Origin of the sequence: Hymenobacter lutimineralis, from assembly GCF_008271285.1 — a bacterium.
GTDB lineage: Bacteria > Bacteroidota > Bacteroidia > Cytophagales > Hymenobacteraceae > Hymenobacter > Hymenobacter lutimineralis.
In genome coordinates this window covers 39,659-53,028 of the sequence record NZ_VTHL01000001.1, presented here as the reverse complement: position 1 = coordinate 53,028, position 13,370 = coordinate 39,659, and the positions used below count along the sequence as shown (strand labels likewise).

Here is a 13,370-nt window from a genome sequence, read left to right as displayed (position 1 = left end):
GCGGTGGCAGCACGCGCAGGGCGTAGTTCACGAGTTCGGGCCGGGCGCTGCTAAGGCCTTACCCGCGGGGTAGCCACATCGGCTCCGGCCACAGCCAGGCGCAGGCAGAAAACAGGCAGCAGCGTTACAGGGGTAAAAAGCAGCTTTTCCAGGGTGGTAGTGGCCACCAGATTGCCCAGCGTATTCAGCAGAAAAAGCCCCGTCATCAACCACAGCGCCCCTTTCAGCAGAAGCCGCGGCACGCGCAACCGCACCCGCCCCGATGCCACGCTTACTACCGCCAGCATCAGCAGGTTCAGGCTTATCGATAGGGTTTCAAACAACAGCATCTGGCTGGGGCTTTTCAGCCGACCACCCCACACAATGCCGTAGGGAACCACGCCCGTGAGCACCAGCAGGTGAAACACCACCATCAGGGTAAGGATAACGAGGATGCCGTTGGCGGCCACCCGGGCCGAAAGGAGGTGCTTCATAGTCAACAATGCGGCGAATGGTAAGGCCCGTGCGCGTCGTATCTGCTGTGGCGGGTCTTGGGGGCTTTATTTCCCCAGGGTTTGCAAGTAGTGGGCGGGAATGGACAATCCTTGCAAGTGGTTCGTCATGGCCAGCAGAATGAGCAGGGCCACTACCACCCCGGCACCCCCAATGCCCAGCGCGTGCCGGCGCGCCCGCCGAGCCCCGAAGATGGGGGTACCTTTCTGGTAGTGCAGGCTGGCCACATGCAGGAACACCGCCACCACGGCCAGAAAGTAATACGGCACGAAAAACAGCGTAAACGGAAAGGTGTTGAGGCCCGCCGCCGCAAAGTACAGGTTGGTATCCAGGTTGAACAAGGCCCGGCCACTCAGCACCGCGCCTGTATGCACCAGCAGGAAAAACGCCAGGTACAGGCCCGAAAATAGCTGCACCCGGGCGGCCAGGGGCTGGGGCGGCAGCTGCCGGCTCCGCCAAGCCAGGCGCAGGCCCGTCCCGATCTGCCCGGCCACGGCCAGCAGCAGGGCCGCCTCCCCCACCGGGTGCCGGTACACCGTGCGCAGGGTGTTCATCGTCGCCAGGTGCGCCGGAATGCTCCACAGCGCTACCAGGTGGTTGGCCAGATGCACGAAAATGAACCCGGCCAGTAGCAGGCCCGTCCAGTAGTGGTAGATTTTCAGTGTCGAGGGCATCGTGCAACAGGAAGGAATGCAGCGGCAATAGTAGCCCATCCTGGCATCAACTCCTCGGGTTTTCCGGCGCTTTACTTTCCTTAAACAAACTGCGCCACCCCAGAAACCAGGGCGGCGCGGTATGGGGGCGGTAGAGTGGCACCCGACATCTGAAAAAAAGCCCCGAACACCCGGCCTTGTCAAGTCTAGCAGGGCGCCCGGGGCTTATTGGCCAGGCTATGAGGGATGCGCTAGCAGACAGCGCCGCCGGCTACTCCGTCGCGGACGACTGCTGGAACTGCTTCAGGATTTCCTGCTCGGCGCGGGTATGGTTGGCCCGGTACTCGGCGTGCTGGGCCTCGGTGCGCTCGGAGCCCAGGCTGGCCAGGTGCTCCCGCAGCTTATCGGCCGGCCAGTCCTGCCCGTAGGAAGGGGTACCCGGCTGCTGCCGCCACGACTCGTGCAAGGTACCGCCGTCCACGGCGTCGAAGCCCAGCTCGTCGACCACGGCCATTACCTTCTGCTTGGCGGCGGCATCGTCGGAGGCTACGGGCAGGGAGATGCGGCCGGGGGTGCCGGCGGGCTGGCCCTTCTCCACAATGTGGTGGGCGTAGATGTTGTTGAACACCTTCACCACCGGGCGGCCCAGGCGCTGCTGCACCCACTCGCTCTCGGTGAGCGGGCCGTGTTCCAGCTCGTCAATGCGGCCGTCGCGCAGCACGGGGTAGTAGTTGCTGGTATCGATGATGGGCGTTTCCCGGGGCACGCTGGCCAGCAAGTCCTGGGGCAGGTCGGGAATGTTCTTGAGCGGGATGGTTACCACAATGAGGTCGGTGCCGTGCTGGGCGGCTTCCTCGGCCGTTACGGCCTTGGCGCCCGTCTTCTGCTCCACCTCTTTTAGGGTTTCGGGCCCGCGGGAGTTGGCAATGTATACCGTGTGGCCGAGGTCCGTCAGCCGCACGGCCAGGGCGCTGCCGATGTGGCCCGCGCCAATGATTCCGATGTTCATAGGTTCAGTTGTTTCGAGTGCCGGCGGGGTGCCGGCGCTGGGTTATCTTACTAAACAGCGGAGGTGAGGGTTTTGCTTTTTCCGGCAGCGGTGGAGGTCAGTCGCCCGGGCAGCCGGGCCGGAGAACTGCGCCCGGGCAGCCGTGGCTACTGCGCAGTCGGGCGGTGCCACCAGGCCCACGCGTAGCGGCCCAAACCCAGCAGCGCCAGCAGCCACAGCAGCAGAATGAGCGTACCCACTACCCAGTTGGCGCGCTTCGACACGGGCGTGGTAGCGGCGCGTTGCCGCGCCTCCCGCAGCACCTCCGCCGGCACCAACCGAATGCTGAGCGCAATGCCGGCGGGTACCAGCACCAGATCATCCAGGTAGCCCAGCACGGGAATGAAATCGGGAATCAGGTCGATGGGGCTGGCGGCGTAGGCCAGCGTGACCAGCATGACCAGGCGGGCGTACCATGGGGTACGCGGGTCGCGGGCAGCGTAGTAGAGGGCTACCAATTCGCTTTTGAGGGCGCGGGCACGGTTTCGGAGGCTAGACCACATGCCCTCCATACGGCCACAGGGTATTTGGGGTGTTGTGGTGGCTATAGAGATTAGAGTAACACAATCACTAGCAAGAACAACGCCGCCCGAGCTCCGCTCCGGCGACGCTGGGCACTGATCATTGGTGTGCTATTGAGATTACATATCACACCTCAACAAAGGCGCAAACTAAATATTCGCACCACTTTGGGGCTTTGTGCCATATGTAGCAATTAGCCCTTCTCTCATTTTATTCATTAAAAAATTTTCCATTTCTCTATTGACCATTATACATAAGCGCCCTTCTCTATCGAACTTAACAGTCACAGGACCAGGATCGGGCATCATGCCATTTTCTAATAAACCTAAAAGCAAATCGTCACTACCTACATCATTTAACTTTACCATACTTATATCATCTCGCTTTTCAGAAAAAAAAGCAGGAGTTACTGTATAGCCATTAGACAATTCTGTTATATATATACTACAAACTCTTTTACCATCGATATGAGGTTTACTTGGAATATCATTAGTATTAAAATCTTCTTTTTTCATATATATAGGAAGGACCCCATACATACCTAATTTAACACCGTTATGTGAAGTAATAACAAGAAGCTCATTATGATATTTGAAATTCATAATAAGCAATGGACTAAATTCGTAATTACCATTACTCAAATCCATTTTACCATTCCATATAATATAAGTAACATCGTCCATTTTAGTAAACTTATCACCATTAAAATAAATCATTTCAAATCCTGCACCCCAATTTTTTTTGATTGTCTCAAGACTAACTCGTTCTTGCACCAGTATCCTGGCTAATAGTATATAATTTAATGAAATAGCACGATTTAGCATATTATGATCACCTTCCGCGCTAATGTTCATTTCAAACATTGATTCTTTAACAAAATATTCAGCTCCACTTCCACACGCAAGCACTTCTTCATACAAACTAGAATTATTCTTTCTCCACTTACCAATATTCAAAGTATGAATTAAAACCCCTTCAATCTTTTTTTCAGCAAATAAAATTAAAGCCGAACTGTCTTTAAATTCTTCAAAATCGAAATACTTAAGAAAAGAATGTAAATTTTCAATCGTAAGATCCAAATATTTGAAGTTATTTTTCAATTCCTCTAGAAAAACCTTCATTTCATATTCTAGTCCAGCCAAAGCAACCACTAAATAATCTTTAATAATATATATTTTTTGCCTCAATCTATAAGGAAATAATTCTTGATCTTCAGAAAGACGACTATTGACGCCATCCAAAAATACTGGAATTTCAAGTTCCTTTTCAACTTCGTTAGAGCTTGTCAGTATATCCCCAATCACAATAGGGTAACTAAAATTACTAGTGCACGAAATAAGAGTCATTAGAAAAATAAAACGGGCGGTGGTAAAATGAGGGGTGATATTAGCTTGGGGTCAGTCGCCGGTTATGCTCGTCAATAACGAGTTGAATGCGGACGTAGTGCACTTTTAGGCATCGACTAAAGGAGCAGGTTTTGCGCACGAGCACGGCGCACTTTTGGCGCAAGGAACAGTTAATGGCCTCGACAATACTGGTCTGGCCACTGCCTTTGGGGCTGGGCCGATGGGCCGACTGCGGCAGCACCATGCTATACGCTTCCCACTCGTCCGTGAAGTACCAGGTGCCGGTGCGATACTCTTCAGGCAGGGCCTGCCACAAGCGCCGCGCCGTGGCTGCACCCCGACAGCCCAGCACCCAGGCCACGATGCGGCGCGTGTGTCGCTCAATGGCCAGCCAGAGCCAGACCTTGCGCTTTTTGCGGCCGACAAACGTCCACATCTCATCTAGTTCGAGTACCCGCGGCCGGCTCGGTTTGGGCCGCAGGTGCGGGGTGGCTTGCGCTTTTTTTTGCCAGTTTAACAATGGTGGGGCGTGAAATGCCCGTTAGGCGCACGATAGCGCGTTGCGAAACCCGCTCCAACAAGAGAGCAGCCACTTGGGCATACCGGGCAGCTTTGTCGATGGCAGCGGGCACGAAGAGGGCCTGATGTCGGCATGCTGTACACTGGTACTTCGGCTGGCCGTTGCGGCTGCCATTTTTGCGCAAGGCTGTGCTGCCACACTTGCCACACGTTAACGTTGTTTGAAGCATACACCAAAACTACAAATCACCCCCTATTTTACCACCGCCGAAAAATAAAACGTTTGTGATATAGAGAAGGAAATTATTCCATTACTGCCGCCCCGGAATCTTCGCCCCGCGCTCCTGGGCTATCTGCTGGGCCAGCTCGTAGCCGGCGTCGGCGTGGCGGAAGACGCCCATGCCGGGGTCGGTGGTGAGCACGCGGCGCAGACGCTCGGCTTTTTCGGGGGTGCCGGTGGCTACTATCACCATGCCGGAGTGGGTGCTGTTGCCGATGCCCACGCCGCCGCCGTTGTGCAGCGACACCCAGTCGGCACCGGAGGCGCAGTTGGCCAGGGCGTTGAGCAGGGGCCAGTCGGCTACGGCGTCGGAGCCGTCCTTCATGCCCTCGGTTTCGCGGTTGGGCGAGGCCACGGAGCCGCAGTCGAGGTGGTCCCGGCCGATGACGATGGGGGCCGAGACTTCGCCGCGGGCCACTAGGTCGTTGATAACCAGGCCGAACTTTTCCCGCTCGCCGTAGCCCAGCCAGCACACGCGGGCGGGCAGGCCGATGAAGGGCACCTTGGCCTGAGCCTTCTCGATCCAGCGGGCCAGCATCTTGTTGTCGGGGAAGGTTTCGAGCAGGGCGCGGTCGATGCGCAGGATGTCCTGCGGGTCGCCGCTGAGGGCCGCCCAGCGGAAGGGGCCCTTGCCCTCGCAGAACAGCGGGCGGATGTAGCCGGGCACGAAGCCGGGGTAGAGAAACTGGCCGTTTTCGTCGCGCACCTTGAGGCCACCTTTTTCGGCCTGGCCGCGCAGGTTGTTGCCATAGTCGAGGGCCACGGCCCCGCCGGCCTGCATGTCGATGATGGCCTGGCAGTGCTTCACGATGGAGGCCAGGGCCTGGCGCTTGAACTCCTCGGGGTTGCTCTTGCGCAGCGCCAGCACTTCATCAATGTCACCCTCGGGGATGTAGTCCATCAGGTCGTGGGCCGAGGTCTGGTCGGTTACCACGTCGGCCTTGAAGCCGCGGGCCAGCAGCTCGGGCAGCACGGTGGCGGCGTTGCCGGTGAGACCGATGCTCCAGCCTTTGCGCTCCTGCTTGTACTGCTCGCACAGCTCCAGGGCGTGGTTTAGGTCGCGGGCCTGCTCGTCCACGTAGCCTTCGCGCACCTTCTGCTGCACGCGGGCGTCGATGGGCTCGATGACCAGGCACACGCCGTCGTTCATGCTCACGGCCAGCGGCTGCGCCCCCGACATGCCGCCCAGGCCGGCCGTCACGGTAACGGTGCCGGCCAGGGTGCCGCCGAAGTGCTTGTCGGCCACGGCGGCCAGGGTTTCGTAGGTGCCCTGCAGAATACCCTGAGTAGCAATGTAAATCCAGGAGCCGGCCGTCATCTGCCCGTACATCATCAGGCCGAGGCGGTCCAGCTCATCGAAATACTCCTGGGTGCTCCAGGCGGGCACGAGGTTGCTATTGGCAATGAGCACGCGCGGGGCGTGGGCCCAGGTGCGCAGCACGCCCACGGCCTTGCCGCTCTGCACCAGCAGGGTTTCGTCGGCTTCCAGCTCCTTCAGGCTCTTCACGATGGTCTGGAACTCCTTCCAGTTGCGGGCCGCGCGGCCGGCGCCGCCGTACACAATCAGCTCGTCGTACACCAGCGACACGGCCGGGTCGAGGTTGTTTTCGAGCATGCGCAGGGCGGCTTCGGCTTCCCAGGTTTTGCAGCGCAGCTCGGGGCCGTGCTGGGCCCGCACGGTTTCCGTGGGCTTGTACTCGTAGTACATGGGCCGGGTGGCGGGCTGGTCGGTGGTGGACTGGGAGGTGGCTTCGAGGTTGAGCTCGGGGGTTTCGAGGGCAGCGGGTGTTGAATGCGGGGCCATGGGTGGGGCGGAGTTTGGGGACGTGGGTGGAGCGGCGAATATAGGAGTTTCGGGGGCGAAGATGCGGAGGCCCGCCGGGGTTAATGAAGCCTTTTTTGACGAGTCGGCGAAGGTGGCGCGGCCGGGCGGTGGGAGCTTCGGCCGGGAGCCAGGGCGCGGGCTAAGGGCCAGCTTGCCAAATTTTTCCGCACAAATTCTGGCTGCCTTGCCCGCATCGGCAGTATAACCGCTGGCTGCGCGGCCTTACCACCGCCCAGCCCCGTTTCATGATTTTCCATCTCAACCAACTCACTTCATGAAAAAGCTTCTTTTCCTGGCGCTGGCTGCCGCCTCGTTTACCCTGGCCTCCTGCGAAGGCAACGGCACTGGCTCGGAGCGCGGCGCGGGTGACCAAACCACCACCATGGCCACCAGCTCGCCCAGCGAGCAAACCGAGGCCGCCAACGCCACCGACTCCAGCGCGGCCCCTATGAGCTCCGACACCACGGCTACCACGACACCTTAGCTTTCAGCGTATTACCGAGCAAAAGCCTCTTGCCAGCAAGGGGCTTTTTTGTGCCTGATGAGCAAAGAAGAGGGACGTTGCCAGAATTCCGCGACTTGTCCTGACCGACCTGCTACCGGCTTAAAAATCAGACAACCACGGCCCGCGCTCCTGCGCAGGTTTACTTGGCAAGTACGCCGTCTGGTGAGCAAACACTCGTTCGGATAAGGACCAACTGGCCGCGGCGAGTTTTCATACGCTACGCATACAACCCGGCGCACTTATATCGCACGCTGATTACAGTGTTATTTATTTGATTTACAGGAATTAACCTACCTCTTACTCTCCGTAACCTGGTGAGGTAAACACGCTTCTGTCACAAGATGCCTGCTTACGCCAGACAAAGGGTCAGGCTAGGCTTGGAATTCTTTTGATTTTTTATCGATATATCCCATTGGCGCACTGTTTATTTATATACCTTGACAAATAATAGCATAATACTTATAAAATATAGTCTAAACGGGGTTTATTCTCCTGTCTATCCCAAAGTTAATTGCCTACCCCAGGCCGCTGGCAAAACCCGACTTTCCTTTAGTTGATTTTGCGCCTAGTAGCCCTCTCATTTCAGCCTTACTATCGGCTTTCTGATGCGCTAAAGCGCTTTTTTACCCTGGCGTTAGGCACGCTGTGGTCGGCTTTTTCTGAGGCCGGCTCAATCGGCCTGCGACTGTGCCCCGGCACCTGCTGAGGCCCTCCTCCCCCGCTGCTCCCCTACCACCATAACCCACCAAACCTCTCTACCATGGGTAAAACCCTACAGAACCCGCTGCGCCGGCTGCTACCGGCGTGGCTTGCGGGGCCGCATACGCCCCGGACTCAGGCCCTGAAAGCCGCCGCGCTTTCGGTCTTGAGCATCACCCTGGCTACGGCCCCGGCCCGCAGCCAGATTGTAGCTGTGGGCTCCGGCAGCTACACCACCCAGTTTCCGGGTACCGATGCCGCCGGCCGCAACGCCGTGCCCACCGGCTCCCCCCTGCTGAGCGGAGTGGCCGCCACCAAGCCGGTACCCACCAACGAGTGGTGGTCGGGCAAGCTGCGTAACAGCCACACAAACAACATCTTCAACTACCCCCTCACGCTGCGCACGCACGAAACGGGCTTGGTGGTGAACTACATTATACCGCCAGCCAGCACCACGGAATACCGTCAGCCCAACAGCGACGTAATGGCCGTGACGGTGGGCGTGCAGAACCTGAATGCCACCGCCGCTACCGTATCGGACTACTCCGACTGGACCGTGACCATGAACTGGCACAGCGGCTCCAACGACTTCAACGCCACTGTGGGCATGGGCATGCCCTTCGTGTACCTGACCAAGGGTGCCGCTGACGTAGCCACGGTGAAAGTGGCCGTAGGCACGGTGACCATCAACGGGGAAATGCTGCTGATCAAGGACTCCTATAACGGGGCCGATTACGCCGTGTACGCCCCCGTAGGCTCCACCTGGACCAACAACGCGGGCACGTATACTTCTACGCTGAATGGTAAGACCTACTGGTCCATTGCTCTGCTGAACCCCACGGCCCCGGACGCGCTGACTGCCGCCAACGCCTACAAGCAGTATGCCTACGTATTCCCAGCCAGCACCAAAGTTGACTGGGTGTTTACGGAAAGCACCTCGGTGGTTAAAACCACGTTCACCGTGACGCCCTCCGTGAAGGAAGGCACCAACGGCGTGGTGCTGCAGGGGCTGCTGCCTCACCAGTGGGGCTACATGGCCGCGGGCTCGGCCCAACCGGCCGGGCAGATCTACCCATCGGTGCGGGGGCAGCTGAAGATGCTGGCTGGCAACGTGTTTTCCACGGCCTACACCTTCCACGGCATCCTGCCCACCCTGCCCTACCTCGACAACTACAGCACCGGCTTCAGCCCGGTGAAGCTGAACGACAAAGTGCAGGCCTTGCAAAACAACGGCTTGGCTGAGTGGACCGACTCTTATAACGAGGGGCAGGAAATGAACAAGCTGATTCAGACGGCCCGCATTGCCGATGAAACCGGCAACACCGCCGCCCGCGACCAGATCCTGACCACCATCAAAAACCGGCTCCAGGACTGGCTGTCGGCGGAAAGCGGGGAAAATGCCTTTGTCTTCTACTACAACTCCACCTGGTCGACGCTGTTTGGATATCCCGCCGGTCACCACCAGGACGACAACATCAACGACCACCACTTCCACTGGGGCTACTTCATTCACGCCGCGGCCTTCCTGGAGCAGTACCAGCCCGGCTGGGCCGGCCAATGGGGTGCCATGGTGAACATGCTGGTGCGCGATGCCGCCAACCCCAGCCGCACCGACACCCAGTTTCCCTTCCTGCGCAACTTCGACCCTTACGCCGGTCACTCCTGGGCTGATGGCTTCGCCAGCTCACCCATGGGCAACAACCAGGAGTCGACCTCGGAAAGCATGCAGTTCAACTCGTCCCTGATTCACTGGGGCGCCATCACGGGCAACAAAGCCACCCGCGACCTGGGCATCTACCTCTACGCCACCGAGCAGGCGGCTATTGAGGAGTACTGGTTTGACGTGAACGACCGCACCTTCCAGCCCAACTACGCCTACAGCGCAACCGGCCGCGTGTGGGGCGCGGGCTACGACGCTGGCACCTTCTGGACCCAGGACATCCGGGCCGTGTACGGCATTCAGCTTTACCCCATGCACGGCGGCTCGCTGTACCTAGGCCAGAACCACGCCTACGTGCAGAAGCTCTGGACGGAAATCACCCAGAACACGGGCATTCTGCAGAATGAAGTAAATGCCAACACCTGGCACGACCTGCTCTGGGAGTACCTGGCGTTTATTGACCCCGTAAAGGCCATTCAGCTCTACGACGGTTTCCAGAACCGGCCTATCAAGTTCGGGGTATCGGATGCGCAGACCTACTACTGGCTCCACGCTATGAATGCCCTGGGCCGGGTCGACGCCTCCGTGACGGCCAACAACCCGGAGGCTGTGGTCTTCAACAAGGCCGGCGTGAAGACCTACGTAGCGCACAATTACACCAACGCCGCTATTACCGTGAACTTCTCGGATGGCTATGTGCTGAATGTGCCGGCTCGCAAGCTGGCTACCAGCAAGGATGTAGCTGTGGCCGGTACGCTCACGGCCAGTGCCACGGAAGTAGCCGCCAATGGCAGCGTGACGCTAAGTGTAGCTACTACTGGCACAGGCGTAACAGGAGTAGAATTCTTCGATGGCAGCACATCTTTAGGGACAGTAGCCAGCGCACCATACACCAAAACCGCCGCGAATCTGCCAGTGGCTATCCACAACTTCTACGCGAAGGTGTACGCTGGTTCGCTTTTCAAGGTCACCAACATTGCCGCGGTGCAGGTGGGCAAGCAAGCATCCTACACCGGCACGCCGCAACCCGTACCCGGCACCATTGAAGCCGGCAAGTACGACACGTACCCCGGCGGGCTGGGCCAGGGAATTGCCTACAACGATGCCAGCGCCTCTAACCAAGCAACTTTCGAACCTTCACCAACCGTGGCTTTCCGGCCTAGCGAGTACGTGGATGCCGTAAGCGACGCCGCCGAAGGCACGACCGTAGGCTGGGTAGATGCTGGCGAATGGCTGGAGTACACCATCAATGTGGCTACGGCTGGTACGCACACGCTGGCGCTGCGCTACGCGGCCGGCAACTCCACCGGCGGTGGTCCTTTTTCGGTGTCAGTGGATGGCAACAACATCAGCGGCGACCAGACCGTGACGACCACCGGCGACTGGGGCGCCTGGGCTACCAAAACCATTACCGGGCTGAACTTGCCGGCCGGGGAGCATGTGCTGCGCCTCAGCTTCACGCAGGGCGGCCTGAATATTGGCCGCATGACATTTACGTACACTGGCGTATCAACCAATACGCCTCCTACGGTGAGCCTGACTTCCCCGGCTAATGGAGCCGGCTTTACGGCTCCAGCTAGCATTACCATCAACGCCAACGCGGCCGATGCCAATGGCACCGTGAGCAAAGTCGAGTTCTTCCAGGGTGCGACCAAGCTCGGTGAAGACCTGACCAGCCCTTACTCTTACACGTGGACGGGCGTTGGTGCTGGCACGTACTCCATCACGGCTAAAGCCACGGATAATGCCGGCGCGGCCACCACTTCCTCAGCCGTCAGCGTGAGCGTGACGGCAGCACCCACGGCCCAGGCCATTCCCGGCACGATTGAAGCGGAAAGCTACACGGCGCAGCAGGGCACGGACAAGGAAGCCACGACCGACACGGGCGGCGGCCAGAACGTAGACTGGTACGAAACCGGTGACTGGCTCGATTACTCGGTCAACGTGGCCGCCGCCGGCCAGTACACAGTGGGCTTCCGCGTGGCTTCGGCCAACGGCGGGGCCACCCTGCAGTTGCGCAATAGCGGTGGTACGGTGCTGGGCTCCATCAACGTGGGCAATACGGGCGGCTGGCAGAGCTGGCAGACCATCAGCACCAACGTAACCTTACCAGCCGGAGTGCAGACCCTGCGCCTCTACGCCTCCGCCTCCACCGGCACGAACGTAAACTGGCTCAGCTTCATGGCCGTGACCACCAACACGCCGCCTACCGTGAGTTTGACCTCGCCTGCTGCTGGCGCGACCTTCACGGCCCCAGCTAGCATCACCATCAACGCTAATGCTGCCGATGCCAACGGCACCGTCAGCTCGGTAGCCTTCTACAACGGCACGACCCTGCTCGGCACGGATACATCTTCGCCCTACTCCTACACCTGGACCGGCGTGGCCGCCGGCACCTATTCGCTTACGGCCAAAGCCACCGATAACGGAGGCGCAGTCACCACGTCTTCGGCTGTGAGTGTCACGGTCAGCAACGCTCAGAGCGGGCAGACCATTCCCGGCACCATTCAGGCCGAAAGCTACGCGGCTATGCTCGGTATCCAGACGGAAACGACTACGGACACGGGCGGCGGCCTGAACGTGGGCTACATCGAAGCTGGCGACTGGATGGACTACGCCGTGAACGTGACTACGGCCGGCCAGTACAGCGTGGGCTTCCGTCTGGCCAGCGAACCGGGTGGCGGCGCCCTGCAGCTGCGTAACAGCGCCGGTACTGTGCTGGGCAGCGTAACGGTTGGGGCTACCGGCGGCTGGCAGAGCTGGCAGACTATCAGCACCAACGTGACCTTGCCCGCTGGCGCCCAGACCCTGCGCGTGTACGCCACGGCCGGGGGCTTGAACGTGAACTGGCTCAGCTTCACGGCTGTGACCACGAACACGCCACCGACCGTAAGCCTGACCTCGCCCAGCACCGGCGCGACGTTCACAGCTCCGGCCTCAATTACGATTAACGCCAACGCGGCTGATGCCAACGGCACGGTCAGCTCGGTAGCCTTCTACAACGGCACGACCCTGCTCGGCACCGACACGTCCTCGCCCTACTCCTACACCTGGACCGGGGTGGCCGCGGGCTCTTACTCGATAACGGCCAAAGCCACTGATAATGGCGGTGCCGTGACGACGTCTTCGGGCGTGAGCGTCACGGTAAGCAATGCGTCGACGGGCGGCTACTGCGCCGTGACCTCGGACTTCAGCTACGGGGCCGTGAGCAGCGGGGGCAACGTGACCATCACCTTCCACCCGCTGGGCGCCACGGCTGGCGGCAACCTGGCCATCCTCTACCTGCGCCAGGGCACGAGTGGGGCCTACCCCGGCTACACCATGACTAAGAACGCGGCCGGAGACTTCACCTACACGCTGCCCGTGGCCAATGGCACGCTCGTCAACCTCTACTTCACCTACCAGGTGGGTGCCGGCGGGCCCGAGCGCAACAACGCCGCCACGCCCTTCTCCTACACCGTGGGCACGGCCTGCTCCATGCAGGCCCGCACCAGCACTGCCCTAGCAACCAGCGCCTCATCGGCTTCGACGGCTGAGTTGCACGTAGCGCCCACGCCCAGCCTGGGCGATGCCACGGTGCATTTCCGGTTGCCACAAGCCGGTGCCTATACTCTTACGCTCTACGACCTGAACGGGCGGCAGCTCCGCACGCTGGCTACGGGCCAGGGCAGCGGTGCTCAGAAGGTAGAGTTGAACACCCGTCCTTACCCGGCTGGAGTGTATATGCTGCGTCTCACTTCGGGCCAGCAAATCCTCACGCAACGGCTGGTGGTAAGCCACTAAGTTACCGTTGGTAACTCCTCGTTAAAAAAGCTCCAGCC

10 protein-coding genes are annotated in these 13,370 nt (G+C 59.6%); 2 read left to right on the top strand and 8 right to left on the bottom strand.

What is annotated here, in order from left to right; all coding sequences use genetic code 11:
* Positions 1–50: 50 nt before the first annotated feature.
* The 8 genes from FY528_RS00215 to hutU form a co-directional block, all read right to left on the bottom strand.
* Complete coding sequence (locus FY528_RS00215) at positions 51–473, bottom strand: hypothetical protein (protein ID WP_149068978.1); 423 nt, start codon at positions 471–473, stop codon at positions 51–53.
* Between the two features lie 66 nt (positions 474–539).
* Positions 540–1,166: a succinate dehydrogenase/fumarate reductase transmembrane subunit gene (locus FY528_RS00210; RefSeq protein ID WP_149068977.1), complete on the bottom strand. Its 627-nt coding sequence runs from the start codon at positions 1,164–1,166 to the stop codon at positions 540–542.
* 250 nt (positions 1,167–1,416) lie between these two features.
* Positions 1,417–2,154 (bottom strand): NADPH-dependent F420 reductase, encoded by a 738-nt coding sequence (locus tag FY528_RS00205; RefSeq protein WP_149068976.1) that lies wholly within the window; start codon positions 2,152–2,154, stop codon positions 1,417–1,419.
* A gap of 146 nt (positions 2,155–2,300) precedes the next feature.
* On the bottom strand, positions 2,301–2,705 hold the full coding sequence (locus tag FY528_RS00200) for a YkvA family protein (RefSeq protein ID WP_222931769.1): 405 nt from the start codon (positions 2,703–2,705) through the stop codon (positions 2,301–2,303).
* Positions 2,706–2,864: 159 nt separating this feature from the next.
* Positions 2,865–4,061 (bottom strand): hypothetical protein, encoded by a 1,197-nt coding sequence (locus FY528_RS00195; RefSeq protein ID WP_149068975.1) that lies wholly within the window; start codon positions 4,059–4,061, stop codon positions 2,865–2,867.
* Positions 4,062–4,101: 40 nt separating this feature from the next.
* Entirely contained in the window at positions 4,102–4,581 is a 480-nt protein-coding gene (locus FY528_RS00190) for an IS1 family transposase (protein ID WP_149068974.1), read from the bottom strand.
* Positions 4,499–4,810 carry a transposase-like zinc-binding domain-containing protein gene (locus tag FY528_RS21870; protein ID WP_444542819.1) on the bottom strand — a complete coding sequence of 104 codons (312 nt, stop codon included), beginning with the start codon at positions 4,808–4,810 and terminating at the stop codon, positions 4,499–4,501. The genes FY528_RS00190 and FY528_RS21870 overlap by 83 nt, the downstream gene beginning before the upstream one ends.
* A gap of 81 nt (positions 4,811–4,891) precedes the next feature.
* Complete coding sequence (gene hutU / locus FY528_RS00185) at positions 4,892–6,664, bottom strand: urocanate hydratase (RefSeq protein ID WP_262383870.1); 1,773 nt, start codon at positions 6,662–6,664, stop codon at positions 4,892–4,894.
* Positions 6,665–6,959: 295 nt separating this feature from the next.
* On the opposite strand from hutU, the gene FY528_RS00180 reads away from it, so the two are divergent.
* Together FY528_RS00180 and FY528_RS00175 are read left to right on the top strand one after the other, a co-directional pair.
* Positions 6,960–7,169, top strand: coding sequence for a hypothetical protein (locus FY528_RS00180; protein WP_149068973.1), 210 nt, complete (start codon positions 6,960–6,962; stop codon positions 7,167–7,169).
* 781 nt (positions 7,170–7,950) lie between these two features.
* Positions 7,951–13,332, top strand: a complete 5,382-nt coding sequence (locus tag FY528_RS00175) for a carbohydrate-binding protein (RefSeq protein ID WP_149068972.1) — start codon at positions 7,951–7,953, stop codon at positions 13,330–13,332.
* Positions 13,333–13,370 lie beyond the last annotated feature (38 nt).